General features: G+C 41.3%; 36 protein-coding genes. 33 read left to right on the top strand and 3 right to left on the bottom strand.

The genetic code is table 11. The annotated features are described in order from the left end of the window. The first annotated feature begins 47 nt into the window (after positions 1 to 47). The 15 genes from CZ434_RS21925 to CZ434_RS04440 all read left to right on the top strand — a co-directional run bounded on the left by CZ434_RS21925 (position 48) and on the right by CZ434_RS04440 (position 6,525). On the top strand, positions 48 to 224 hold the full coding sequence (locus CZ434_RS21925; protein ID WP_179107170.1) for a hypothetical protein: 177 nt from the start codon (positions 48 to 50) through the stop codon (positions 222 to 224). A gap of 73 nt (positions 225 to 297) precedes the next feature. Further along, complete coding sequence (locus CZ434_RS04500) at positions 298 to 507, top strand: YqaE/Pmp3 family membrane protein (protein ID WP_077622008.1); 210 nt, start codon at positions 298 to 300, stop codon at positions 505 to 507. Positions 508 to 542: 35 nt separating this feature from the next. After that, the gene (locus CZ434_RS21705; RefSeq protein ID WP_095742893.1) at positions 543 to 698 is read left to right on the top strand and encodes a YozD family protein; all 156 of its coding nucleotides are present in this window, start codon (positions 543 to 545) and stop codon (positions 696 to 698) included. Positions 699 to 903: 205 nt separating this feature from the next. Further along, on the top strand, positions 904 to 1,551 hold the full coding sequence (locus CZ434_RS04495; RefSeq protein ID WP_077622007.1) for a phage scaffolding protein: 648 nt from the start codon (positions 904 to 906) through the stop codon (positions 1,549 to 1,551). Between the two features lie 15 nt (positions 1,552 to 1,566). Next, on the top strand, positions 1,567 to 2,538 hold the full coding sequence (locus CZ434_RS04490; RefSeq protein WP_077622006.1) for a major capsid protein: 972 nt from the start codon (positions 1,567 to 1,569) through the stop codon (positions 2,536 to 2,538). 42 nt (positions 2,539 to 2,580) lie between these two features. Further along, positions 2,581 to 2,844 (top strand): Rho termination factor N-terminal domain-containing protein, encoded by a 264-nt coding sequence (locus tag CZ434_RS04485; protein WP_077622005.1) that lies wholly within the window; start codon positions 2,581 to 2,583, stop codon positions 2,842 to 2,844. A gap of 4 nt (positions 2,845 to 2,848) precedes the next feature. Beyond that, the gene (locus CZ434_RS04480) at positions 2,849 to 3,127 is read left to right on the top strand and encodes a phage head-tail connector protein (protein ID WP_077622004.1); all 279 of its coding nucleotides are present in this window, start codon (positions 2,849 to 2,851) and stop codon (positions 3,125 to 3,127) included. Continuing rightward, positions 3,124 to 3,432 carry a phage head closure protein gene (locus CZ434_RS04475; protein WP_179107169.1) on the top strand — a complete coding sequence of 103 codons (309 nt, stop codon included), beginning with the start codon at positions 3,124 to 3,126 and terminating at the stop codon, positions 3,430 to 3,432. Before CZ434_RS04480 ends, CZ434_RS04475 begins: the two co-directional genes overlap by 4 nt. Then, positions 3,425 to 3,760 (top strand): hypothetical protein, encoded by a 336-nt coding sequence (locus tag CZ434_RS04470; protein ID WP_077622002.1) that lies wholly within the window; start codon positions 3,425 to 3,427, stop codon positions 3,758 to 3,760. The genes CZ434_RS04475 and CZ434_RS04470 overlap by 8 nt, the downstream gene beginning before the upstream one ends. After that, on the top strand, positions 3,757 to 4,128 hold the full coding sequence (gene gp17 / locus CZ434_RS04465; RefSeq protein ID WP_077622001.1) for a tail completion protein gp17: 372 nt from the start codon (positions 3,757 to 3,759) through the stop codon (positions 4,126 to 4,128). The genes CZ434_RS04470 and gp17 overlap by 4 nt, the downstream gene beginning before the upstream one ends. Before the next feature lie 4 nt (positions 4,129 to 4,132). Then, positions 4,133 to 4,720, top strand: coding sequence for a hypothetical protein (locus CZ434_RS04460; RefSeq protein WP_077622000.1), 588 nt, complete (start codon positions 4,133 to 4,135; stop codon positions 4,718 to 4,720). A gap of 43 nt (positions 4,721 to 4,763) precedes the next feature. After that, entirely contained in the window at positions 4,764 to 5,006 is a 243-nt protein-coding gene (locus CZ434_RS04455; RefSeq protein ID WP_077621999.1) for a hypothetical protein, read from the top strand. A 238-nt stretch (positions 5,007 to 5,244) separates the two neighbouring features. After that, entirely contained in the window at positions 5,245 to 5,475 is a 231-nt protein-coding gene (locus CZ434_RS04450) for a helix-turn-helix transcriptional regulator (RefSeq protein ID WP_143262117.1), read from the top strand. A gap of 32 nt (positions 5,476 to 5,507) precedes the next feature. Further along, positions 5,508 to 5,765: a hypothetical protein gene (locus tag CZ434_RS04445; protein ID WP_077621997.1), complete on the top strand. Its 258-nt coding sequence runs from the start codon at positions 5,508 to 5,510 to the stop codon at positions 5,763 to 5,765. 79 nt (positions 5,766 to 5,844) lie between these two features. Continuing rightward, positions 5,845 to 6,525 (top strand): hypothetical protein, encoded by a 681-nt coding sequence (locus CZ434_RS04440; protein WP_077621996.1) that lies wholly within the window; start codon positions 5,845 to 5,847, stop codon positions 6,523 to 6,525. Positions 6,526 to 6,541: 16 nt separating this feature from the next. Here the strand turns inward: CZ434_RS04440 and CZ434_RS04435 are convergent, their stop codons facing one another. The 3 genes from CZ434_RS04435 to CZ434_RS04425 are packed head-to-tail and all read right to left on the bottom strand — an operon-like array spanning position 6,542 to position 8,174. Further along, positions 6,542 to 7,546: a peptidoglycan recognition protein family protein gene (locus tag CZ434_RS04435; RefSeq protein ID WP_077621995.1), complete on the bottom strand. Its 1,005-nt coding sequence runs from the start codon at positions 7,544 to 7,546 to the stop codon at positions 6,542 to 6,544. Positions 7,547 to 7,558: 12 nt separating this feature from the next. Continuing rightward, a complete protein-coding gene (locus CZ434_RS04430) occupies positions 7,559 to 7,816 on the bottom strand; it encodes a holin (RefSeq protein ID WP_077621573.1) in 258 nt (85 codons plus the stop codon). Between the two features lie 13 nt (positions 7,817 to 7,829). Continuing rightward, a complete protein-coding gene (locus tag CZ434_RS04425) occupies positions 7,830 to 8,174 on the bottom strand; it encodes a hypothetical protein (RefSeq protein ID WP_077621572.1) in 345 nt (114 codons plus the stop codon). Between the two features lie 259 nt (positions 8,175 to 8,433). Between CZ434_RS04425 and CZ434_RS04420 the strand changes: the two genes are divergently transcribed. From CZ434_RS04420 to sucC, 18 genes are all read left to right on the top strand, one after another. Beyond that, complete coding sequence (locus CZ434_RS04420; RefSeq protein ID WP_179107168.1) at positions 8,434 to 9,570, top strand: FtsK/SpoIIIE domain-containing protein; 1,137 nt, start codon at positions 8,434 to 8,436, stop codon at positions 9,568 to 9,570. After that, complete coding sequence (locus tag CZ434_RS04415; RefSeq protein WP_179107128.1) at positions 9,542 to 10,093, top strand: replication-relaxation family protein; 552 nt, start codon at positions 9,542 to 9,544, stop codon at positions 10,091 to 10,093. The genes CZ434_RS04420 and CZ434_RS04415 overlap by 29 nt, the downstream gene beginning before the upstream one ends. Positions 10,094 to 10,422: 329 nt before the next feature. Next, entirely contained in the window at positions 10,423 to 13,989 is a 3,567-nt protein-coding gene (smc, locus tag CZ434_RS04405; RefSeq protein WP_077621992.1) for a chromosome segregation protein SMC, read from the top strand. Between the two features lie 55 nt (positions 13,990 to 14,044). Further along, positions 14,045 to 15,046 (top strand): signal recognition particle-docking protein FtsY, encoded by a 1,002-nt coding sequence (gene ftsY / locus CZ434_RS04400; protein ID WP_077621991.1) that lies wholly within the window; start codon positions 14,045 to 14,047, stop codon positions 15,044 to 15,046. A gap of 66 nt (positions 15,047 to 15,112) precedes the next feature. Beyond that, complete coding sequence (locus CZ434_RS04395) at positions 15,113 to 15,439, top strand: putative DNA-binding protein (RefSeq protein WP_077621990.1); 327 nt, start codon at positions 15,113 to 15,115, stop codon at positions 15,437 to 15,439. A gap of 12 nt (positions 15,440 to 15,451) precedes the next feature. Further along, positions 15,452 to 16,804: a signal recognition particle protein gene (gene ffh, locus CZ434_RS04390; RefSeq protein WP_077621989.1), complete on the top strand. Its 1,353-nt coding sequence runs from the start codon at positions 15,452 to 15,454 to the stop codon at positions 16,802 to 16,804. Positions 16,805 to 16,886: 82 nt separating this feature from the next. Further along, entirely contained in the window at positions 16,887 to 17,159 is a 273-nt protein-coding gene (gene rpsP, locus CZ434_RS04385) for a 30S ribosomal protein S16 (protein ID WP_077621988.1), read from the top strand. A 14-nt stretch (positions 17,160 to 17,173) separates the two neighbouring features. Further along, entirely contained in the window at positions 17,174 to 17,401 is a 228-nt protein-coding gene (locus CZ434_RS04380; protein WP_077621987.1) for a KH domain-containing protein, read from the top strand. Positions 17,402 to 17,587: 186 nt separating this feature from the next. Next, entirely contained in the window at positions 17,588 to 17,974 is a 387-nt protein-coding gene (locus tag CZ434_RS04375; protein WP_077621986.1) for a YlqD family protein, read from the top strand. Between the two features lie 14 nt (positions 17,975 to 17,988). Further along, the gene (rimM, locus tag CZ434_RS04370) at positions 17,989 to 18,507 is read left to right on the top strand and encodes a ribosome maturation factor RimM (protein ID WP_077621985.1); all 519 of its coding nucleotides are present in this window, start codon (positions 17,989 to 17,991) and stop codon (positions 18,505 to 18,507) included. Then, positions 18,507 to 19,238: a tRNA (guanosine(37)-N1)-methyltransferase TrmD gene (gene trmD, locus CZ434_RS04365; protein ID WP_077621984.1), complete on the top strand. Its 732-nt coding sequence runs from the start codon at positions 18,507 to 18,509 to the stop codon at positions 19,236 to 19,238. Before rimM ends, trmD begins: the two co-directional genes overlap by 1 nt. A 130-nt stretch (positions 19,239 to 19,368) precedes the next feature. Then, a complete protein-coding gene (rplS, locus tag CZ434_RS04360; protein WP_077621983.1) occupies positions 19,369 to 19,713 on the top strand; it encodes a 50S ribosomal protein L19 in 345 nt (114 codons plus the stop codon). A 133-nt stretch (positions 19,714 to 19,846) separates the two neighbouring features. After that, complete coding sequence (gene lepB / locus CZ434_RS04355) at positions 19,847 to 20,407, top strand: signal peptidase I (protein WP_077621982.1); 561 nt, start codon at positions 19,847 to 19,849, stop codon at positions 20,405 to 20,407. Between the two features lie 11 nt (positions 20,408 to 20,418). Further along, the gene (gene ylqF, locus CZ434_RS04350) at positions 20,419 to 21,273 is read left to right on the top strand and encodes a ribosome biogenesis GTPase YlqF (protein ID WP_077621981.1); all 855 of its coding nucleotides are present in this window, start codon (positions 20,419 to 20,421) and stop codon (positions 21,271 to 21,273) included. An 80-nt stretch (positions 21,274 to 21,353) separates the two neighbouring features. Then, a complete protein-coding gene (locus tag CZ434_RS04345; RefSeq protein ID WP_077621980.1) occupies positions 21,354 to 22,121 on the top strand; it encodes a ribonuclease HII in 768 nt (255 codons plus the stop codon). A 19-nt stretch (positions 22,122 to 22,140) separates the two neighbouring features. Further along, positions 22,141 to 23,946 carry a hypothetical protein gene (locus tag CZ434_RS04340; RefSeq protein WP_077621979.1) on the top strand — a complete coding sequence of 602 codons (1,806 nt, stop codon included), beginning with the start codon at positions 22,141 to 22,143 and terminating at the stop codon, positions 23,944 to 23,946. Further along, positions 23,943 to 24,218, top strand: coding sequence for an EscU/YscU/HrcU family type III secretion system export apparatus switch protein (locus CZ434_RS04335; protein WP_077621978.1), 276 nt, complete (start codon positions 23,943 to 23,945; stop codon positions 24,216 to 24,218). The genes CZ434_RS04340 and CZ434_RS04335 overlap by 4 nt, the downstream gene beginning before the upstream one ends. A 101-nt stretch (positions 24,219 to 24,319) precedes the next feature. Further along, the gene (sucC, locus tag CZ434_RS04330; protein ID WP_077621977.1) at positions 24,320 to 25,480 is read left to right on the top strand and encodes an ADP-forming succinate--CoA ligase subunit beta; all 1,161 of its coding nucleotides are present in this window, start codon (positions 24,320 to 24,322) and stop codon (positions 25,478 to 25,480) included. Positions 25,481 to 25,599 lie beyond the last annotated feature (119 nt).

Below are 25,599 nucleotides of genomic sequence, written 5' to 3'. Positions count from 1 at the left end.
TTACAAACGAGCCTAAGAAGCATACTCTAATAAAAAGGAGTGATGCTATGAAAATAGATGTGATTAACGGGCATTTGCCTAAACAATGTATGGAAATGGTCAGGAATATCTATAATCACCCCAATACGAATAAACATACGAAGCAGTTTATCCGGTTTGAACTTCAACGAATACTAGGAAGAGAGTATGATATAAAAGGTTATTTGCAAGAAAAGTCGAAATAAGCCACTTCTAAGAAGGATTTTTCGGTATACTATAGAATATAGACAATATTATCCAAATTTGAGGAGTGGTTTCATGAGATTATTATGTATTTTCTTACCGCCAGTACCAGTGTTTCTTTATGGAAAGCCCATTCAAGGATTAATCAATATCCTGTTGTGTTTGTTACTGTGGATTCCGGCCGTCATTCATAGTTGGGGAGTCGTAACCGATGCCAAGGCTGATAAGCGAATGAAGAAGCAAGTGAAATTACAAGCTAAATATAACAATAAGACATCCTCATAACAGGGTGTCTTTTTTGTTGGGAAGAAGGTGCTTGGATGGATGAAGAAGTGTATTTCACCAATAAGGATATTGAGAATTATTTGTTTCGTGGACTTATTGAACAGGGATATTCACCAAGCGAAGAAGAATTAGAAGTTTTGGCAGAGTTATTCTTTGATTTTCTCTTAACTGTGGGGGGAGAAGAAACTTAATAAAGGATGTGGTCACATGTTTAAACGTTTATCCCGATATGGGGGAAAGGCTAGGGTGGTCCATCTTATCTCCGTTTGCTAGTCGGTTATCTAGCTTGACCTGGATATGTCATTAAACTGTCTATTTATTATGTCCGCAGTCATGCGTTAAATGGCTATCCTACCGGAGACTATACTTCGTTAACAAATGTAAGGAGAGATAAATATGAAACGTGAATTTCTTAAAGAATTAGAGTTAGAAGAGGAAGTAATCAACAAAATCATGATCGAACATGGCAAAACGGTCAATGACATCAAAGATAAGGCTGATAAAGTGGATACACTGGAAAGCCAAATCGAGAATTATAAGCAGCAAATACAAGACCGTGATACGCAGCTTGACGAATTGAAGGAAAAAGCCAAGGGGAACGAGGAAATGCAGCAAAAGATTGCTGACCTACAAAAAGCAAATGAAGAAGATGCTAAACAGTGGGAAGGTAAGCTGTTGGAAGAACGCAAAGAAGCTAAATTGGAATTGGCTTTGAAAGATGCGAAAGCCAAGAACAACAAGGCTGTAAAAGCTTTAATTGATGCAGAGAAAATTAGTTTAGATGGTGATAATCTTATTGGACTGGAAGAACAACTCAAAAAGGTCCAAGAAGAATCGCCTTATTTATTTGGTGAGGAAGAAACACCGAAGGGAAGGCAACCACACACGCCGCAGAATCCAGACGGTGGCGGTGCTGTAAAGAATCCTTTCTCTAAGGAAAACCTCAACCTTACCGAACAAGGAAAAATCATCCGTGATGACCCGGAAAAAGCAAAACAATTAATAAGCCAAGCAGGGGGAAATCCTGCAATTTATGGACTATAAAAGGAGAGATTTTAAATGGCAGTAACAAGAGTATCAGACGTAATTATTCCAGAGGTATTTAACCCATATGTAATTAACACAATTGAGGAGCGCAGCGCTTTGGTTCGTTCTGGAATCATGTCAAGCGTGCCGAATTTAACTGTGCCAAATGGTGGAGATAGTGTAAATATGCCTTTCTGGAACGACCTTGACGGTGATCCGGAAGCGATTCAGTCTGATTATGCATTGACTCCAGAGAAAATCAATGCAGGGAAAGACGTTGCGAGGGTATTTACATTTGGTAAAGCATGGAGTTCCGAGGACATAGCAGCAGAGTTAGCGGGTTCTAACCCTATGCAAGCTATTGCAGACCGTACAGCCGACTATTGGACACGTTCCCAACAAAACATGCTTATCCGTATGCTTAACGGTGTATTTGCGGATAACGCTGCTAATGATGATGGCGACCTTATCTTAGATGTTTCTGATGAGAGTGGAACTGGCGAGACAGCAAGCGGTGATGTTTTCATTGATGGCGCTCAATTACTTGGAGATGCCAAAAACAAATTCACGGCTATTGCTGTACATTCCCGTGTTCATGCTAACTTGCAAAAAGCGCAATTGGTTGAATATCTTCCAGAGAATCAAATCGACATTGGTTTCGGTACGTACCAAGGGAAAACGTTGATTGTTGATGACAATCTTCCTGTAATCGATGGTACTACAAGCGGTAAGAAATACACTTCTTACTTGTTCGCTTCCGGTGCTGTTGGTTATGTAGCAGGTTCTCCAAAAGTGCCTACTGAAACAGATCGTAACAGCTTGAAAGGTGAAGATATTCTAATCAACCGTCAGAAATTCATCATGCACCCTCGTGGATTCCGTTGGACTGAAAACAATGTTACTGGCCAAATGCCTACACTTGCAGAAATGGAAGCTGCTGCTAACTATGATCGTGTTTATGACAAGAAGAAAGTTCGTGTCGTCCAACTTGTAACAAATGGCTAAGAGCTGGGATAACCCGGCTCTTTTTTATATGGAGGTGGAACAATGGGAGCTACAACCTTTTATCTGTTAGAAAAAGAAAAAAGGGAGCGTGAAGCAAATGCCAAAACCGAATCGGGGAACCAAGAAGGACATGAGACTGAAGCGCAATCGGAAGGCCAGAGGACGGAAACAGAAGAACAATCCAAGGAGCAAGAAACGCTAAATGATAAAACTGTTCCGGAACTTAAAAAGCTGGCGAAGGATGAAGGCATTGATGGTTATTCCACCATGACTAAAGCGCAGCTAATTAAAGAATTAGAGGGGTGATTGCGTGGTAACAGTTAGTCAAGTGCAATCTTCTCTTGGTTTAAAGAATAAAGAGGAACAAATAGCCGAATTGATTCCGGTTGTCGAGAATCACATCAAAGGATACTGCGGGATTAAAGAAATACCGCCGGAATATGAGTTGAATCTTATCAAAATGATTGAATTCCAATTAAACTCCAAAGCAGGAATCACATCAGAAAGCCTGTCACGCCATTCTGTAGGATATGCAGACAATTACCCTAGCAATGTGTTAAGAGGGCTCAGAAGGCGGCTGAGATGGTGAGAGCTATAGTTGAACGTTACACTACTGTTGATGATGGTATGGGGGGAGAAACGCACGAATGGGATACTCATTTGGAATTGGAAGGCACACTGGATCAGTTGAGTGCCGATGAAGTGTTGGCCAATGAAAAACTTGGTGTAGTATCCTCCCATATATTCATCATCTTTGAAATAGTCGATGTAAAGGAAACGGACAGGATGATTATTGGTGATAAGATATACCAAATCAACAATGTCGATAATCCAAACAACCTCAACCGACAACTGGAAATAAGTTTGGAATATACGGGTGATACAGTTGGTTAAATACACTTCTAACCGTAAACAAGTGATTCAAGCCATGGATAATGCCAACAAAATGATGCTGAAAGCAGTGGGTATGGCCGGAGCAACTCATGTAAAGCAAGTCATCCAAGCTAAGAACTTAATAGACGAGGGTAACTTATTGGGAAGCATTGACCATCAAGTGGATGAGACAGGGGTTTACGTTGGTTCTAAATTGACAAGCGAAGAATATCCTATCTATTTGGAAAAATCGACATCAAATATCCAAGGCAAAGAGTATCTCCGGCCTGGCATCATGAACAACCTTGGCAATTTGAGACAGGTTGCTGAAAGGAATTACAAGTTATGAAGCATATCATGACTGCGATATACCAAGTGATTGATAACGCACATTCTTATAAGACTTATCAGGGGAGAGCTTCGCAAAATGGAGCTTTCCCCTATGTTGTTTATAAACTATTCCCTGTGGACCCGACAGAAAGCGGAAGAGATGACTACACGTTGGAAATAAGCTGTTGGGATAAAGGGGAAGGCACATCACATGGAACGGTGGTGGAAATAGCCGAGCAAGTCAGGCAATCTCTTTTGGACTTTCGCTTGCTGGATGAACACAACTTGATTGTGGCTACTCGTCCAAGTGTCGGTTACGTTCCCGATCCAGATGAATTAATCAAACGTTATGATGTGACCACCACATTATTGACGTATAGGAGGTAATGAAATGGCTGTTAATCCAGTAGGAGTGACACAGAACACGCCCGAGCGCATGTTATTGGATGCCGGGGCAATCTATAAAAATTTAACATATGACGATACAACTGGAGACTTCACAGGAGAAGTATTGGGCGCTACTAGTGGCGGTAATGAATTTCAAGTGGAAATCGAAACACGGCAGCCGGAGTTGGACGGAGTAAAAACCCGTATCCGAGGTTTGAAATTCGTCAACTCTCATGAAGCGCAATTGACCGTAAACTTGAAAGAACTTACAGCCCAGAACATAAAAAACGCCATTGGTCCTGCTGATATAGATGATACCGATTCAAACTTTGATATTGTCACAGGCCGTTCCAACATTGAAGATGGAGATTATCTGGATAATATTGCTTTTGTAGGGCGCTTAAGCGGTAACGATAGGCCTGTAGTCATTTTGCTTAAAAACGCTCTATCCGCCGAAGGTTTCACCATGAGTACAGAGGATGATGGGGAAGCTGTTGTTCCAATCGTATTCCATGCACACGCAGACTTTGAAGATATTGAATCTGGAAAAGTCGCGTATCAAGTGTACTGGCCAAAAGAAACCACAACATAAGGAGAGGGGCAACCCTCTTCTTTTTTATTATTAGGAGGTAATTATGCGGAATATTAAATCAATGGACTTAATCACGATCATGTCAATATTAAGCAAAGCAAACGTAAAGCAAAAGCTAGTTAACTTGGAAGTACCTGAAGGTGTCACAGAGCAACAATACGGCGTTTTATTGGTACTTACCGTATTAGAAGGTGTGCCGGAAGCGAAAGGCGATATACTTGCTTTCTTGGCTGATGTTTATTCGCCCATTCGTGTAACTCTCGCTGATGTCTATCCATCCGGTTAAAGCTGACACTCTTATTGACGAGATTCGATTTACGGATGGATGCGCCTTTCCCTTTGATTTTCACGGTTATCTCCTTTCTGGATAGTTGGTAAATCCTATCTTGATAACAATGTATGCAGGGTGGGCTTGGTTGTTTACACAATTATGTAATTTAGTTTGCATTATTGTGTAATTTGATTTATAATAAAATTAAGGTAATAATAGAAGGAGGTGGAACATATAATTGGAGGTTGCGGAATTGAAGAAGAAAGTACGATCTAAATTAGGTGAAGTATTGGAATCTAAAGGAATACGAAAAAAATGGGTTGCTGACAATATCGGCGCTACCCAAGCGCAAGTGAATAGATGGTGCAACAATGATAAAGATGGAGTCGCTGAATCCACTCCTTCTGTTTACTATATATTGCGGTTAGAGAAGCTGCTTGATGTGAAGGTGAGTGATATGTACGAAGAAACTACCGAAGAGTAGACCCAAAATGCGACAAAGAAAGGATGAAATAAATGGCAAGTAAAACTATTCACTATTGCGATGTTTGCGATAAGGAAACACAAGATAACAACCTTTTTCATGCCAAAATGAAAATCGAACAAGGCGCTAAAGATTTTGTTTATTGCACGTTAGATGTATGCGAGGAATGCTTAGAGGAAACGGGATTCGTTGCTAGTCATGGGAATAGTTCTAACAATAGCAGAAGAACAGAGCGCGGCTTTGGTATATGGTCAAAATGGTTCAAAAAAGGTAAAAGAGTTAAGTCGTAATCCGACCAAACAGAGGCGTAAACAATAATTGAATAATTATTTTTGGTTGTATCGTAAATACTTTTCCAGGAGGAGAATGATGCGAGACAAATATTTAGGTAAAACGTTTGTAAATAAAGAGGGAAGAGAAGCTGTGGTGGTTGGGTTTCCGAAGTTCAGCAATACGCATGTGATCGCCCGTTTCCTCGAATCAGGATATTCTGATGTTTTCGAAGTTGGGAATCTGGTTAAAGGGAATTTTAAAGACTATGGAGTCCCTACCGTTTACGGTGTCGGGTATTCGTACAAAGGGGCTAAAAAGAATAACTTAAAAGTGTATAAATCATGGAGTCATATGCTAGAAAGATGTTACTCAAAGCGATTCAGTGCATATAAATGGTACGGTGGCAAAGGGGTAAAAGTGCATGAAGATTGGCTTCATTTCAGGAAATTCGAGAACGATATAAAGAAACTTAAAAACTACGATAAATTTTTAGTGGACCCGTTCGAGTACACTCTCGATAAAGATATTATAGGTGACGGAATGTTATACTCTAAAGATACTTGTGTGTTTGCATCAAGAAAAGAACAGGTCTACGCACAAAAACGAATGAGACCTATTAAAAGTTTCTCTGAGGATGGCGAAGTGAAAGTATTCTCTTCAATCAGAGAAGCTTGCAAAGAGTTGAAAGTCCAAAACGCTAATGTATATAAAGTATTGAACGGAACAAGAAAACATACATGCGGATACAGGTTTGAAAGGATTAGCCCCACCGAATAAAGTGGGGCTTTTACCTTTACGCTACCTTACTAATTTCCTTACGTGTTTGCGGTCCCGCTTTTCCATCAACAAGTATGCCACGATCCCGTTGAAAGGCTTTGACCGCTGCTACCATTAAAGGACCGTAGGAGTTATCTAGCGCCCCTTTATAAAAGCCGTAATACTTCAATATCTCTTGCAGATAACCGACTTGCTTTCCTTTGGAGCCATATACAAGGTTTACGGTCGGAACGGTGAAGTTAGGCTTGTTATCCGCTACTTTCACAAGGTCTTCTCTCGCTGTAATGTAGTAAACAGCGCCTTTTGAGTTCTCCACTTCATACATTTCACTCTTGCCAACTTTGATTTTCTTTCTAATAGTCCATCCCATACCATAACTGAATGAACCGACTGGGTTATCAAAGGATGGTTCCTTGTAGAAGTTTATTCCTTCTGAACCTCTGTAAATGGACTCTACCCGTTTACCTTTGTCGGACGTTGAAACAGTTGATACAGATACGGATTCAGTAGTGGCAGATTTGACTTGTGTTTCCTTGCTTGCTGATTTGAATACACCATCTTTGAAATCATCAAACCGACTAAGCAGTTTTCTTGGACAGTTTTTCCCTGACCAATGCTTATGAGGTACAACACGGTCAATGCTAAGGTCATGATCGTCTAGCAATTTCCGCACCAACCATTGTGCATTAGCAACAGCCTTTTCAAAGTCACCGTCTGCATTTTCGCATATCTCGATACCGATTGATTTCCTGTTACCGGACCCGTTTGCCCCGTCGCCGGCATGCCAGCCATTTTCATTAGTCGGTAAGTGCTGATATATCTCTTTGTCATCCACTGTAAAATGCCAGGATGCACCACGACCACCACCGCCATTCAATAGATAACGAGAGTGCATTTCTGCATTGGCTCCCTTTGATGCATTGGCTGTATTGTGAATGGTGATATACTCTGGATTCATGCTGTATGCCGGGCGTAACGAACGGTAAAACGTAGGGATATACTTTTTGATGATTTTAACCATGTTATCTCCTCCTTATTTTGTCGTGCCTGGTCTTGACTTAACTAACTCAAACAATCCTGTACCGGATAACCCGGCAAATCCTCCGGCCCATAACCTCAATACAAGCTCCATATCGGAAAATGGATAGGCTATGGCTCCAACTAAAATCCCCACCGCAAAGGATACGGCAGGGACGATTGCTTTCGGCATATTCACGGTTCTTTTGATTAGCTCCACCAATGCCAATACGATGGGGAGCAATAGGGTTGCAAAGGCTAATACTTCTTCCATTGTTATCTACCTCCTATTTAAGTCCTAACTGCATAAGAAGCATGGCTCCGATCAATAAAAAAGCAAGACCCCACCATCTGTTGCGTTGGTCTCGCCGTTCTTGTTCGTATCGCTTTGCTTCATCTTCCTTCTCTTTCTCCCACTTCTCCTCCCACTTATCACCAAGAGCCTTCAAGCCAGTTTTCAACTCGCTTATATTCTCCATTAAGTGTGTTTGGGACTGCTGCATAAGTTGACTTGATGACCGTAAGTCTGTAACATCTGACCGCAATTTTTCCACCTTCTCTTTTAACTCACGAATGTCATCTGTGTTATTGGCAACATTCTTTTCGATGAGTTGCACCTGCTGTTCACCCACTCTCTAGCCTCCTTTGTAAGGGAGGTTTACTGTTCTCGACCCCCTGAGAATTTTAAAACTAAAGCAGGAATTTTCTCTCTTGATGTCGTATTTGTTATTACCGCCCGGAATAGACCCTGTCCGGGTGGGAGAGGGTGCTAACCCCACCCTCGTTTTTCTCCATAAAAAAGACGCTCGGAGTGAGCGCCTTCACTGTGTCGCAATATTGTNTTCACTTCTTCTGTCAGCCGGGCTTTTGTCGTCCATAAGAACCGAAAACATGTCCGATAAAAATAAGATTGAGAAGATATTTGAGTACACCGGAACACACGTCAAAGGGTTAAATGGCAACGTGAAGAAGTGCCAATTTATTCGTAAAGCCAAAATGGAGAATGGAACCGAATATGTGTACCGTCTGCCGTTGGGATTGCCTTATAAGCAGTTGCAGCACCTGAACAAGAATATCGGCGTATTCAAAGACGGTCTGCATAAGAATGTGGAAGTAGAATTTGATGGGGGGATGTTACACTTGTACGTTTATGAAACGGATTTACCAAAGAAGTGGGAATACAAAGAAGTTGTACCGTTACTAAAGAATAAATGGAATATCCCGATAGGAAAGACACATAAAGGGTTGGTCTGGCATGACTTTGACCAGATACCGCATATGGTGGTGGGTGGTACTACCAGATATGGCAAGACAGTCAATTTGAAAGGGTTGATGACTTCTCTTATCTTATCCAATCCACATGATGTAGAGTTTTACATTATTGATCTAAAGGAAAAATTGGAGTTTGGCAAATATGAAAAGTTGAAGCAAGTAACACAAGTTGCTGGAAATCCCAAAGAAGCTGCTGATATGTTGGAGGACTTGAGGAAACGCATTGTGAAGATGATGCAAGCTTTTGGTGCATGTGGATACACAAACATTACGGAAACGAATGATAACAAGCGAATATTTGTCATAGTGGATGAAGCAAATAGACTGGTTCCCCAAAACAGGCACGACAAAGACAAAATGTTTTGCCAAGAAATGCTAGAGTTGATTGCATGTATAGCTGGCGGTTTAGGTGTCCGTTTAATCTTTTGCACCCAGTATCCAGTCTCGAAAACAATGCCAAGGGATGTAAAACAAAATTCCGATGCAAAAATGTGCTTCCGAATCCAAAATAAATACGCCAGTGCTGTGGTGTTGGGAGAGGAAAACGGTCATGCTGCGGAACTCCCGGACATAAGGGGACGGTGTATGTTGGTGCAAGGACCGAATCTTTTAGAGATGCAAGTACCGTATATCAGCGACAAAACGATGAACGATTTGCTTGTCGATTACATGAAAGGAGCAAGAAAGGACGTTACACCGGATGAAGCAGAAACAGGAGAAAATACTATTGAGTTTATCCCGATTGGGGATGCTTAATAGAAGGCAAATACAGCACCTACACGACACGGGGAGCGTTCGGAATACTAACTATCTCATGCAGGATTTAAAGCCATACACGGACTATCTGGAACGCTCAAATGGGCGGATATATAAACTTAATCAGAAAGGAATCAATCTGTTAGGCGAAGGTACTTTGTTGAAATGGGGGAATGTGGAACACCGGATAATCAGAAACGATGTCTATATCAAATATCGGCCGGACAAATGGTTTCCGGAAACAGAAATCAAAGTGAAAGGCGTAAAGGTATTGCCGGATGCGGTGTTTCAATCTGGCATGACGTATAAAATTTTAGAGGTGGATCGTACCCAACGATGGTATAAGAACAAAAAGAAGATGGAGGACTATGCCAAGTTAAAGGAAACAGGTGCTTTCCAGAAACAATACGGACACTTTCCTACTATTATATGGGTGGTGGATATGGAGAGCAGGATTCCGAAGATTAAGCAGTTGGGAAAGGAGTTAGGGCTGTTGTGTGAGGTGTATGGAGTAAAAATGTGACCCGGTCACACCAAAGGTCACATGATTTATTCTTTGTATCGTTTTTGATAGGTTTTATTGGATAAGGGTGTTAAAGAAAAGCCTTGAAATGGCGGTTTTCCTGCACGTATCGAATTTTTGACGTTTATGATAAAATAAATAAGTTGAATTGCAAATGAAAACTGACTTTTATTAAAAACTTCACTTTTTTCTTTGAAATCATACATATATCAAGCTGGATGCAGATAGCGAGATAGCTTTCCTGTCGCAGCCAGATACCATTCATTTTATACAGTGGAAACCGAAACCTCCCTGTATTCGTTATATTTATAAGTAATAGGAGAATGATTATGTTCCTTAAAAGATTGGATACTGTTGGATTTAAATCCTTTGCTGAACGGGTTTCAGTGGATTTCGTACCGGGTGTAACAGCGGTGGTCGGTCCAAACGGTAGTGGAAAAAGCAATATAACCGATGCCATCCGGTGGGTGTTGGGAGAACAATCTGCCAAATCGCTGAGAGGCTCAAAGATGGAAGATATTATCTTTCAAGGAAGTGACTCAAGGAAACCTTTAAACGTCGCAGAAGTAACTTTGACCTTGGATAACAGCGATCAGGCGCTTCCGTTGGATTTCAGCGAAGTCAGCGTGACAAGAAGGGTTTATCGCTCTGGAGAAAGCGAGTTTCTTATTAATAAGCAATCTTGCCGCTTAAAGGATATCGTCGATTTATTTATGGATTCTGGATTAGGCAGGGAAGCCTTTTCCATTATTAGCCAGGGGAAAGTGGAAGAAATACTCAGTTCAAAAGCCGAAGAACGACGCTCGATTTTTGAAGAAGCTGCCGGAGTGTTGAAATACAAGCAACGGAAGAAAAAGGCCGAATACAAATTGGCGGAAACCCAGGAAAACTTAAACAGGATTGAAGACATTATCTATGAAATCGAAGGCCAGCTTGAGCCATTAAAAGAACAAGCGGCTGTCGCCAAAGATTATTTGGAAAAAAAAGATCAATTGAAAGAGATTGAAATTTCTTTATTAATTGCAGAAATTGAACAGCTTCATGGCAATTGGAAGAAATTGCTTGCCGATTTGGAAAAACAAAAAGAAAAAGAATTGGAATTACAAACTACAATACGGAGCAAAGAAGCCGGATTGGAAGAACAAAGAAGCGAAATACAAGCACTGGATGACTCGATTGAAACTTTGCAGGAATCACTGCTTGTCTTGACTAAAGACCTCGAAAAACTTGAGGGAAAGAAACAGCTTATCAATGAAAGATCCAAACATCAGGAGGACAACCGTTCGAAGTTAGAGCAAGAAAACGAACAATTGGTCGAAAAAACCAATAGCTTGGAAACATTACTGAAAGAAGAAGAAAAGCGACTTGCCGAGTTAGAAATGAATAAATCACAAACAAGGAAAACTATAAAACAAATATCAGGCCAGTTGTCTACTTCGAAAGAGAATATAGAAGACCAAATTGAAGAATTGAAAAGTGAGTATATAGAACGCTTGAACAGGCAGGCTGCAAAGAGAAACGAGAGGCAGTCCATCGAAAGACAGCTAAACCAAATTGGCCTGAAAAAGAACAGCCAGCAGGATAAATTCCAAGGGATGGTAGAAGAAAGAAAGCGCCTGGATGAACAGTTGAAGCAACTTCAGACGGAACATCAAGAACAAATGAAGAAGAGTGAGCAGGCCGGCTCTGAATTTGATAAATTAAAAGATAAACTGGATACAGATAAGGAACAATATCAGGAACTTCAAACGAAGCTTTACCAAGGTTATCAATATATTGAAAAACTAAAATCCAAGAAAGAAATGCTGGAGGATTTAAAAGAAGGTTTCCAGGGATTCTTTCAAGGTGTGAAAGAAATTTTGAAAGCCAGGGAAGATCGCCAACTGAAAGACATCGAAGGTGCAGTAATTGAGTTGATAGACGTTCCAGCCGATTATATTACGGCAATCGAGACGGCACTCGGCGGTCAAGCCCAGCAAATAGTCGTTAAGGATGAACCTGCAGCAAGGACAGCGATAAATTGGCTGAAACGCAATAACAAAGGGAGGGCTACTTTCCTGCCAATGACTGCTATAAAGCCTAAGCAGATTCCGACGGATTTACTCGCCGGCATAAAAGACCATCCAGGCTTCATAGGGATTGGTTCGGATTTGGTCAGCAACGAGGGAAAATTTGATTTTGTTGTAAAGAATCTGTTGGGCAATACAGTAATTGCCAACACGCTGAAAGATGCCAATGATCTGGCAGTAAGGCTTCAACGAAGATTCCGCGTAGTTACGATGGAAGGAGATGTAGTTAATCCTGGAGGCTCGATGACAGGCGGTGCACAAAAAAAATCAAACCAGTCATTGTTCACGCGTGAAAAAGATCTGCAAGACATCATTATCAAATTAAATGACTTTGAGACCAAGGCGGTAGAATTTGAAAGAAAAGTGCAAAGTCATAAGCTATCCATTCAAAACCGAGAAGAAGAGCTGGAAAACAAGCGGCTGGAATTGGCAGAAATAAGACAGTCAGAACAGGACATAAAAACCAATTTGAAAGAAATAGAACTCAAATTGAATCATTTTAATGAAAATCTAAAGTTGTTCGACCAGGACAACAATCAGTATGCATCAGATCAGGAAAGCCTTAAGGAAAGAGATGACGAATTATCCGGAGAGCTTTCGATACTGGAATCAGAGTTGGCGGAGATCCAACAGTCGATCGATCAACTAACAGAGCAACAAAACGACTATCACCGGAACAGGGAAATACTGCAGGGGAAATTGCATCAACATCAGGTAACGTTAGCAGAACAGGATGCCCAGCTTAAAAGCCAAAAAGAAAAGTGTTCCGGAATACAAAGCCAGCTGGCGGAATTGAAACAATCTCTTGAGTACAATAACCAACAACTGGAACAGTTATATGAGGTCCAGTACAATATTGAAACGGAAGAAGAAATCGAAGAAAAATTAACTGAGAAGAAGGAACAAAAAGAAAAGGTAGCAAGGTTGATCCAACTACGCAGGCAAGAACGGGTGAATCGAACCGAACGAATCAGCGACGCGGAACGCGAATTGAAAGAATACAGCAGACAACACCAATCCTTGAATACTCACATTCAAGATATAGAAGTGAAAACCAACAGGCTTGATGTAGAACTGGAAAACAGGTTGAATCATTTACAAACCGAATATGCGATCACTTTTGAGAAAGCTAAACAGTCATTCGAGAAGACAGACAACATAGAACAAGCCCGAAAGTCTGTCAAGCTGATAAAAATTTCTATTGATGAATTGGGGACAGTTAACCTTGGAGCAATAGAAGAATATGACCGGATTGAAGAGCGGTACCGCTTTTTGACTGATCAACAGACAGACCTTGTACAAGCCAAAGATACTTTGCACACTGTCATTTCCGAGATGGATGAAGAGATGATCAGGCGATTTGATTCTACTTTTTCTCAAATAAAAGAAGAGTTTTCCCTCGTTTTCCGTTCCTTGTTTGGTGGAGGTCAGGCAGAATTGAAGTTGACAGATCCGGACAATCTGTTGGATACCGGAGTGGAAATCGTCGCGAGGCCGCCTGGAAAAAAACTTCAGCATCTTGGTCTGCTTTCTGGCGGAGAGCGGGCATTGACGGCTATTGCCTTGTTGTTTGCCATACTGAGGGTAAGACCGGTGCCGTTCTGTGTACTGGATGAAGTTGAAGCTGCATTGGATGATGCAAATGTCACTAGATTTGCCCGGTATCTGAAGGAATTCAGTGAAAAAACGCAATTTATTGTCATCACGCATAGAAAGGGTACAATGGAAGAAGCGGACGTTCTTTATGGGGTAACTATGCAGGAATCCGGCGTGTCGAGACTTGTTTCGGTAAGACTGGAAGAAACGGCAGAGTTGGTTAACGCGTAAAACTGAAGCGGCCGTCACGCTTTTGGTTCAAAATATATTGATAGAGGATGATTCGATGAGTTTTTTTAAGAAGTTGAAGGAAAAGTTTACAGGAGATACTCCTCCTGCTGAATCTAATCCGGATAAATATAAAGAAGGACTTTCTAAAACCCGGAATTCCTTTTCCAGTAAGATCAATGATTTGGTAGCACGATACAGGAAAGTCGATGAAGATTTTTTCGAAGACTTGGAAGAAATATTAATTTCAGCCGATGTCGGAGTCCAGACCGTCATGGATTTGATTGATGAATTAAAGATGGAAGTGAAAAGAAGGAACATAAAGGATTCACAAGAAGTCAAAGAAGTTATCTCGGAAAAACTTGTCGAAATCTATTATGATGGAGAAGACGAGGAAATAGAACAGCTCCATTTACAAGAGGACAGTCTTTCTGTCATCCTTTTCGTCGGTGTCAACGGTGTTGGGAAAACAACGACTATTGGCAAAATGGCCCATAAACTGAAGGAAGAAGGCAAGAAAGTCGTCTTGGCGGCCGGTGATACTTTCCGTGCAGGAGCGATAGAACAACTTGAGGTGTGGGGCGAACGCACAGGCGTAGAAGTCATTAAACACAATGCCGGAAGCGACCCTGCTGCCGTTATCTTTGACGGCATTCAGGCAGCAAGGTCAAGAGGGGCCGATGTACTGCTTTGCGACACGGCAGGCAGGTTGCAAAATAAAGTTAACCTGATGAATGAACTGGCTAAAGTCAAAAAGGTGATTGCAAGAGAAATACCGGATGCTCCACATGAAGTGCTGTTGGTGTTGGATGCAACTACCGGGCAGAATGCAATGAATCAAGCTAAAACATTCTCAGAAGCAACCGATGTGACCGGGATCGTTCTGACTAAACTGGATGGAACGGCCAAGGGGGGAATTGTGCTGGCTATACGTAACGAACTGGAGATTCCGGTTAAGTTTGTAGGGCTCGGCGAGAAAGTCACAGACCTTCAGACATTTGATGCAAGTGCCTTTGTGTACGGATTGTTCGCCGATATGGTGGAAGAAGAAACGTCTTGACAGAACCTTGTTCTGTCCGATAGTATTTCATTGTAAAGGCATTTCACTTAACAAGGAGTGCTCGATTTGTTAGAAAAGACGACAAGAATAAATTTTTTATTCGACTTTTATCAAGAGTTGTTGACTCCTAAACAACGGAGCTATATGGAAATGTATTATTTGGAGGATTATTCCCTTGGTGAAATTTCAGAGGGATCCAACGTTTCCAGGCAAGCAGTTTATGATAACATTAGACGGACTGAAACAATGCTTGAAGCCTATGAAGAGAAACTGCAACTATATGACAGGTTTAAACGGAGAAACCATCTACTTGAATTAATGGAACAGGCATTGGAAAAAGAAGATAAAAACAAATTAAAAGAAATTATGATTTCTTTAAAAGAATTAGATTAGGAGGCTCCTTCTATGGCTTTTGAAGGTTTATCCGACCGCCTGCAAAGTACGATCCAGCGAATCAAAGGAAAAGGGAAAGTGACGGAGCAGGATGTCAAAGAGATGACCAGAGAAGTTCGTCTGGCTTTATTGGAAGCCGATGTAAACTTTAAAGTGGTCAAAGATTTTGTAAAACGTGTCAAAGAGCGTGCAGTTGGCCAGGAAGTAATGGAAAGCCTGACGCCCGGACAGCAAGTTATTAAAGTAGTACGCGATGAGCTTGCGGAACTAATGGGAGGCGAGCAGAGCAAGATAGCAGTGGCTGATCGTTCACCGACTGTTATCATGATGGTTGGTCTTCAAGGGGCAGGTAAAACGACCACTACCGGAAAGCTCGCAAATCTGCTTCGAAAAAAATATAATCGTTCACCGATGCTGGTAGCTGCTGACGTATACCGTCCCGCCGCAATCAACCAACTGGAAACCCTGGGCAAACAACTGAACATGCCTGTTTTTTCTCTTGGCACAGAAGCTAACCCAGTGGATATAGCCAATCAGGCGATAGCACAGGCAAAAGAAGAACACAATGATTATGTCATAATAGATACAGCCGGACGATTGCACGTGGACAATGATTTGATGGATGAATTGCAGCAAATCAAATCCAATGTCAATCCGGATGAAATCTTTTTGGTCGTGGACGCAATGACGGGACAAGATGCCGTTAATGTCGCCGAAAGTTTTAATGAACAACTGGATATCTCTGGAGTAGTCCTTACGAAGTTGGATGGAGATACTCGAGGTGGTGCAGCGCTATCAATCAAAGCAGTCACAGATAAGCCGATAAAATTTGCGGGTATGGGGGAAAAACTCGACGAATTGGAAGCTTTTCATCCTGAACGTATGGCTTCCCGTATCCTCGGGATGGGAGACGTCCTTTCTTTAATCGAGAAAGCACAGGATACAGTGGATGAAAACAAAGCAAAAGAACTGGAAGAAAAGATGCGTTCCGCCTCGTTCACTTTTGACGATTTTCTGGAACAAATGGATCAAGTCCGCAGTATGGGACCGCTTGATGAGTTGATTGGCATGCTCCCTGGGGCCAACAAGATGAAAGGTCTGAAGAATGTCCAACTGGACGAAAAGCAAATCAACCACGTAGAAGCGATCATCCAATCCATGACAAAGCAAGAGCGTCAGGATCCTGGTATCATGAATGCGAGCAGAAAGAAACGGATCGCCAAAGGATCTGGGCGCTCGGTTTCCGAAGTCAACCGCTTGTTGAAACAATTTGAAGAAATGAAGAAAATGATGAAACAAATGACAGGTATGCAAAGCGGCAAAAAAGGAAAAAAAGGTAAAGGATTCAATTTTCCTTTCATGTAATGGAAAAACCCTTTACAGACTATAAAATATCTGATAGAATCTAAACTTGTGAAAAGCATTAATAAATTTGGAGGTGCAAGATATGGCAGTGAAAATTCGCCTAAAGCGTATGGGTTCCAAAAGAAATCCATTTTATCGTGTAGTCGTAGCTGATTCACGTTCTCCTCGTGATGGACGTTTGATTGAACAAATTGGCACATACAATCCGGTGGCTAATCCGATTGAAGTTAAATTAGATGAAGATAAAGCTCTTGACTGGTTGTCTAAAGGTGCTAAACCAAGCGATACTGTACGTAACTTATTTTCTAAAGAAGGCATCATGACTAAATTCCATGACTTGAAAAACCAAAAGTAAAGTAGTGTGATATCATGAAGGCCTTAATTGAAACGATTGTCCAACCCCTGGTCGACTATCCTGAAGACGTTGTTGTCACAGAAAAGGAAGAAGATCACAAAGTCACTTATCATTTAACGGTGCATAAGGATGATGTCGGGAAAGTAATCGGTAAGAACGGCCGGATAGCTAAGGCTATTCGTACCGTTGTTTATGCAGCAGGTACGAACACAACCAAGCGTATTTATCTGGATATCATGTGAAAAAGGAAAGGGAAACCTTTCCTTTTTTTACAAGCAAAATTTTTTTCAGTCTTTACATACAAATCGCAGACAGAATATGGTTATATATGACTTGTCTTACATAGATTTTTCTTTTAAATCTTATATAGATGGTTTTAACCTGAACAGGCTAATATTAGTTTTCGTAAAGAGAGGCTGAAGTTTATTGTGAAAATAATTCAAAAGATTCCCGTTAAACAAGTGATTACCGAAAAAAGCAAACAAGGTCTTGCCGATCAATTCAATGGCCAGAAGCAGCGGCTTGAACAAGAGTGTCAACAACTCCAGTTTGAACAAAGAAAATTGCAGAATAAAAAGGGCGTCTCCAAAGAGGAAATCACAAAGAGATTCCAACGTGAAATAACCAAGCGCAAAGATAAAGTGAAATGGATAGAATTCCAACTGGAACAGCTGGAGATTCTGCCCATCGGAAGCGAAATTACAGAAGGAGAAGTTGAATCTCTTGTTGAGGTTGAAGTGGGAAACAGTTGGGACAGCTTGACCGAAGATAAAGCTATCATTATCAAGGACGGCGTCGTTATCCAAATAAAATAGCAGGTGAATCAAAAATGAAAGAAAAAATGTTCAATGTAGGAAAAATCGTGAATACACACGGGATTAATGGAGAAGTGAAAGTCATCCGTATTACGGACTTTGATGAAAGGTTTGAAAAAGGGCGGCAACTATTCTGGGCAAATGACGAGAATTCAGAGACGATTCCGTTGGTAGTATCCGGTCATCGCAGACACAAGAACTTTGATTTATTGCGATTTGAAGGACATCCATCCATCAACGATGTAGAAAAATATAAAAATGGCATGTTGAAAGTGAAAAAAGAACAACAAGAACCTTTGGACGAAGGGGAATTTTATTATCATGAAATAATCGGATGTGAAGTATTTACCAATACAGAGGAATATTTAGGGGTGATCCGGGAGATTTTGGCTCCAGGTGCCAACGATGTCTGGGTTATTAAAAGAAAGCAGGAGAAAGATCTGCTTATTCCATATATTGAGGACATCGTAAAAGAAATCGATATAGTTGGCAAGAAAGTAATCATTGAACCAATGGAAGGATTGCTTGACTGATGAAGATTGATATTTTGACACTGTTCCCGGAAATGTTTGAAGGTGTGTTCAATAATTCTATTTTAAAGAAGGCTCAGGAAGCCGGGACTTTCCAGCCGGAATTTATCAATTTCAGAAACTATACCTTGAATAAACATAAAAAAGTGGATGATTATCCTTATGGCGGAGGAGCGGGAATGGTTTTAACACCACAGCCGATCTTTGATGCAGTTGAGGATATTACAAAGAACACAGGCAATAAGCCAAGAATAATTCTCATGTGCCCTCAGGGAGAAACACATACCCAGGAAAAAGCCTTAGAACTTGCTGAGGAGGATCATCTTATTTTTATATGCGGCCACTATGAAGGATATGACGAAAGAATCAGGCAGCATTTGGTTACAGATGAAATTTCGATAGGTGATTACGTGCTTACTGGCGGAGAATTGGGTGCCATGGTTGTTATCGATAGTGTCGTCCGTCTCCTTCCTGGAGTATTGGGTAATGAGGAATCGGCTCCCGAAGACTCGTTTTCACATGGTTTGTTGGAGCATCCGCATTATACCCGTCCTGCTGACTTTCGAGGCATGAAGGTCCCTGAAGTTCTATTATCCGGCAACCATGGAAAGATTGATGAATGGAGAAAGCAGCAATCCCTTTTGCGGACATTTGAACGCAGGAAAGACTTGTTGGATGAATACCAACTGTCGAAACAAGAAAAAGAATGGCTTAAAAACCAAAAAGATACCTGAGAATAGTTGAAGTGGAAAGTAGATTATGTTATATTATTTGTTGTGCTTGAGTAATATTGCTTAAGCTGATAAACGATGTTCCGCTGCCGAATGAATGGTAAGAGCATTGGTTTGGAAGGAGTGTAACAGGATGCAAAACTTACTAGAAGAAGTGTCAAAAGAACAGCTTCGTACTGATCATCCTGATTTCCGCCCTGGTGACACAGTAAAAGTCCACGTGAAAGTTGTGGAAGGAACTCGTGAACGTATCCAGGTATTCGAAGGCGTTGTAATTAAACGTCAAAACGGCGGAATCAGTGAAACATTCACTGTTCGTAAAATTTCTTACGGTGTTGGCGTTGAACGTACTTTCCCAGTACATTCTCCACGTGTAGACAAGATCGAAGTTAGCCGCCGTGGTAAAGTCCGTCGTGCTAAACTTTACTATTTGCGCAATCTACGTGGTAAAGCTGCTCGTATTAAAGAAATTCGCTAATTGTAAAATGATAGAAGGAGCTTGCGTAGACAAGCTCCTTTTTTCTACTATAAAAAGGAATTTGAAAACTGCCGCTTGGATCAATACCATTAATTTGGTGCCGAAGAGTGACTGGTTTTTTGGAGGTAACGGTATGGCCAAAAAAAAGAACGAATGGCTGGATTGGGTGAAAGCACTTTTGATTGCTGGCCTTCTAGCAGTCATTGTCAGGATGTTCTTGTTTGCTCCAATCGTTGTGGACGGACCATCTATGCTCCCGACCTTACATGATGGAGATCATATGATCGTCAATAAATTTAACTACATGATCGGAAAACCGGAGCGTTTTGATATTGTCGTTTTCCATGCTACAGCCCAAAAGGATTATATCAAACGTGTAATCGGAGTTCCTGGAGATCATGTAGAGGTACAGGATGATACACTGTACATAAATGGGGAGTCTGTGGAAGAACCTTTTATTAACGACCGGAAGCAAATGATGGAAGGGAACCAGGACTTTACATTTGATTTCAGTCTGGAAGAACTGCCTGGAGGATACCAAGAAATACCGCCCGAGCATGTTCTGGTCCTAGGGGACAATCGCGGTAATTCGACAGACAGCCGTCTGCTTGGATTGATTTCTTATGACCAATTGGTCGGAGAAGTTCAGCTGTTATATTGGCCGATGGATCGTTTCCGGTTTATCACAGGTTAGGGGGGTATATGATGACTATACAATGGTTTCCAGGGCATATGGCAAAAGCTAAAAGAGAAGTGCAGGAGAAGTTGAAACTTGTTGATTTTGTGATTGAACTGGTTGATGCGAGAGTTCCTGAATCATCACAAAATCCGATGTTGCAGCAAGTCCTGCAGGGAAAGCCGGTAATGAGAGTGTTGATGAAGAAAGACTTGGCAGATTTCGAAAAAACCACAAAATGGATCGACCATTTCAAAAGGGAAAACACGCCTGCTGTGGCAGTGAATGTTCAGGAGAAACAAGACATTCAACAGGTCATAAATCTTGCCAAGGAAATGGGCAGGGAGAAGATGAAAAAGCTGGAAAAAAAGGGTGTAAGGCCCCGCCCTGCCCGTGCAATGATCATTGGCATTCCCAATGTTGGCAAATCGACACTGATTAATCGGCTGGCCAACAAGAAAATCGCCAAAACAGGTGATCGACCGGGAGTAACCACTAGCCAGCAATGGATCAAAGTCAAAAAGGATTTTGAGCTTCTGGACACCCCTGGAATACTGTGGCCTAAATTCGAAGACCAACTTGTCGGATACAGACTGGCAGCAATTGGGACAATTAAAGATCAATTGCTCCCAATGGACGATATTGCTGTATTTATTCTTCGCTTTCTAGGGGAGAACTACCCTGAAATAATGGAAAACCGCTTTAAAATATCAAGAAATCAAGAGGATATGGAAGAGATTTTTTCTGATATAGGGAAAGCAAGGGGAGCCTTGGAAAGCGGCGGTAAAGTTAATTTTGATAAAACGGCTGATATTGTCATAAGAGATTTAAGGACAGGAAAGCTGGGGCGGATTACATTGGAAGATCCGCCATCAATTTCATAAATTACGGAAGGGGCACCAATCAGGATTGGTGCCTTTCTTGTGTATTTTAAGACTCAGTTCACTAGGTAAAGGGGATACATATGAAAGATTTAACGATAACTCAAGTAAAGGAAATTATAAAAAAAGAAAGCTTCTCCGAGGAATGGTTAGATGGTTTACGGAATGATAGTAGAAAAGGCGTACAGCGGTTAATTTTGGAATATGAGCGCAAACAGGAAAACTTGCAAAAACAGAAGGATTTATTTGAACAGATGAAGACCTTTGAAAAAGAACAATACTGTAAAGGAGTACGGCTCGTGGCCGGCATAGATGAAGCTGGGAGAGGGCCGTTGGCCGGGCCTGTGGTGGCAGCGGCTGTTATATTAGAAGAAAGTTTTTTTCTGCCCGGGTTGAATGATTCTAAAAAACTTTCTTATTCGATTCGGGAAGAATTTTATAGAAGAATAGTAGCAGAAGCAGTAACATATGGAGTAGGTATCGTACACAGTCACGAGATTGACCAGATGAATATCTATCGTGCGGCACAAAAAGCAATGTTGTCGGCTGTAAACCAGTTAGACCCTGTTCCAGAGCATATATTGATTGATGCTATGCCGCTCGAAATGGCCTCGGCATCTACTGAATCAATTATTAAAGGAGATCAAAGGAGCATTTCGATTGCAGCGGCGAGCATCGTTGCCAAAGTAACCAGAGACAGGATGATGGAGGAGTTCCATCAGGAATACCCTTACTATCAATTCAATAAAAATATGGGCTATGGAACACAAACTCACATACAGGCAATCAAGGACTACGGGGTATCACCTTACCATCGCAGAACTTTTGCACCTGTCAAGGATTATATTTGAAAAGCAAGGAGGTGAAAGGATGGAACTGAATCCTTTCCGTTCTATAAACTTACATTCTTCCTTACATAAAACTCTGAATCAACGACCGATGGTTACGTTACAGCCAGGACAAATACTATCGGGCAGAATTCAAAAGCTTTATCCAGACCAAAAGGCATCTATCCAGCTTGGCAGTAGCATCATGACGGCACAACTGGAAGCACCGCTTACCATACATAAAAACTATTGGTTTCAAGTACAATCTGTGGGGAATTTGGTTCGTTTAAAGGTATTGTCCGATCATGGCGGAACATCCGCAGGGCGTGGAATAAAGCAACTGTTGCAAGAACTAGGTATACCTGTCACGAAGAGCAGAATTTCTTTTGTGAAGAACTTATTAGAACATAACATTCCATTTGGCAAAGACAACCTCTACAAAGCATTGTTGACGATGGAACAGGCAACCGATAAGGGATTGGCAAGGGAGGTATTGGTGAATGCGATGCAACGCAATCTACCCCTTACCACTGCTGTGTATGATGCCCTGACAGCAACTAAACAAGAACAGTTAGGGAAGTTATTGTCAGAACTCCACCTTAGCCTGAAGACACAGCATACCGCTTCTCTTCCCGGCCTGTTGCAAATACTTGAACAATTGACACTACAGGGCGGTAAAAGTCTGGAGAATCGACTTCAATCGCAGATTCTTCAAGAAGTAGCCAGCAAGAATACAAGCATGTTCAGATTACTGCGGCTGACAGGGTTCGTCTCATCTACGACCGATTATGCTTCCTGGCAGGATGCCTGGTTAAATTGGCGGAATTCAGCGGAACCGTCCTCACCTCCATTCTCTATAAAAGGGAAAGAATCTTCATTGATAAACAGTTTGGACAAATTGTTGAAACAACAGATGTCCTTACAGGAAAACGAAAGGAAGATAACCTGGAATTATATCCAGAACATCCGGAACATGAAAAAAGGAAATGGTACACCCAATGTGTCCATAAAAGCAAGTTTACTTCATCAACAATTGTCAGACAGAGGTGTTTTAACCAAGTTGATTCGTCATTTGCCCGATATTTCTGAATCGTTTTTAAAGTACGGACCAACAAAGTCAATATCCGATCAAGAACTGCTTCAGGTGGAAAGAACGATGGAAAAACAGTTGACAGTCTCTGAAAAGAAAGCAATTTTTGATTTAATGACCGGAACAAAAGAAGGTCAGGAATTTTTCAAGGAAAAACCAGCCGCCATATTTTTGAGTAAGCTTTTTCATTTTCAATCTCTATTAGGTATAGGTTATGAAAATCAATTGAAACAACAGAAATATAGTGAGAATACATTAAAATCCATCCTTTTCCAATTTGTTCAAAGTGGAAATATATCAACAGAGCAATCCGAAACCTTGCTAAACTTTATAACTGGTCTGCAGTTGAATTCCATTCAAGAGAACAGTGAAAGTATCCATTTAAACTACCAGCTTCCCGGCGATCATATTGGTATCAATAAGGATATCCGGGTTGAATTCGAAGGTAGAAAAGGGAAAAACGGGGAAATTGATTCTGATTATTGCAGCATTCTCTTCTATTTAGAGCTGGACAAGCTGAAAGAAACGGTGGTAAACATGAATGTGGAGAGTCGCAGGGTTAATTTGACGATTTACAACAAGCAGGAAAGAGGACTGGAACAATTACTATCAACCTATAAGTCCATACTTAAAGAAAAGTTGAACGAGCTTGATTACCAGCTGACTTCCATATCGCTCAAACCGCTTGAGGATCAGACAAAATTTGATTATTTGCAAGAAAAAAATATCAATTATGAAGGAGTAGACTTTAAAATATGAACAGACCTTATAAAAGGAAAAAAGCGGTCGCATTAAAATATTTGGAAGGAAACGATACAGCACCAAAAGTATCCGCGTCCGGCCGTGGCGTGATAGCAGACAACATCCTGGAAAAAGCAAGAGCCAACGACATACCTGTACATGAAGATGAAACACTTGTCGAATTATTGTCGGAATTGGAAATAAACGAAAGGATTCCGGATGAATTATACCGGGCTGTTGCTGAAGTTTTTGCATTCATTTATAACGTTGACAAGGATATTCAAAACTAGCAATCCAGAAAACTGTTAACATGCCAAACATAATGTGTAGACAATTTATGACTTTTTTTTATACAATGTAGGTGCAGTGAAATTTGATGGGAGGATGGAAGATGAACATTCATGAGTACCAAGGCAAAGATATTTTGCGAAAATACGGTGTTGCTGTTCCTAATGGCCGTGTAGCTTATTCTGTTGATGAAGCAGTAGAAGCCGCTGAATCACTGGGCAGCAGCGTTTCGGTTGTTAAAGCACAAATTCACGCAGGCGGCAGGGGTAAAGCCGGCGGTGTCAAAGTAGCAAAGAATCTGGACGAAGTGCGTACATATGCCGAGGACATATTAGGCAAAACACTGGTTACACACCAAACGGGTCCTGAAGGGAAAGAAGTTAAGCGTTTACTCATTGAAGAAGGCTGTGACATCAAGAAAGAATACTACATCGGCCTTGTTCTTGACCGGGCGACATCACGGGTAACTATGATGGCTTCTGAAGAAGGGGGTACAGAAATAGAGGAGGTGGCAGCAGAGACTCCGGAAAAGATTTTTAAAGAAGTCATCGATCCGGTTGTCGGGCTTACACCGTTCCAGGCAAGGAGACTTGCATTTAACATCAATATTCCCGATGAGTATTTGTCGAAAGCAGTCAAATTCATGATGGGTCTTTATAGAGTGTTCGAAGAGAAAGACTGCTCTATTGCTGAGATAAATCCGTTGGTTACAACAGGGGATGGAGATGTCTTGGCATTGGATGCCAAGTTGAACTTTGATGATAACGCTATCTTCCGTCAGAAAGATGTCGCCGATTATCGGGACTTGGACGAGGAAGATGAGAAGGAAATCGAAGCTTCCAAGCATGATTTAAGTTATATCGCCCTAGATGGCAATATTGGCTGTATGGTAAACGGGGCTGGACTTGCGATGGCCACAATGGATATTATCAAACATTACGGCGGCGACCCCGCTAACTTTCTCGATGTAGGGGGCGGAGCCACTGCTGAAAAAGTAACAGAAGCTTTCAAAATTATTTTGTCCGATTCCAATGTCAAAGGAATTCTTGTCAACATCTTTGGCGGCATAATGAAATGCGATGTTATTGCTGAGGGTGTCGTGGAAGCAACAAAGCAAGTGGGATTAGAAATTCCGCTAGTGGTTCGGCTTGAAGGTACTAATGTGGAACTCGGCAAGAAAATCCTTGCTGAATCGGGGCTTAATATTACGGCCGCTGAATCTATGGCAGACGGGGCAGAAAAAATCGTATCACTCGTCAAATAATATTCCAAAAATTCAAAATCGCGCGATTACGGCTCGTAAAATAAATTGCCTTTATAGAAAAACGTATTATTAAACTAGTAATCTGTGAAGGTTGAAATGTTTCCCTTTTCAGCTAAACA

The organism is Sediminibacillus massiliensis (genome assembly GCF_900156915.1).
Classification (GTDB): Bacteria; Bacillota; Bacilli; order Bacillales; family Amphibacillaceae; genus Sediminibacillus_A; species Sediminibacillus_A massiliensis.
This window is presented reverse-complemented; position numbering and strand designations above follow the sequence as displayed.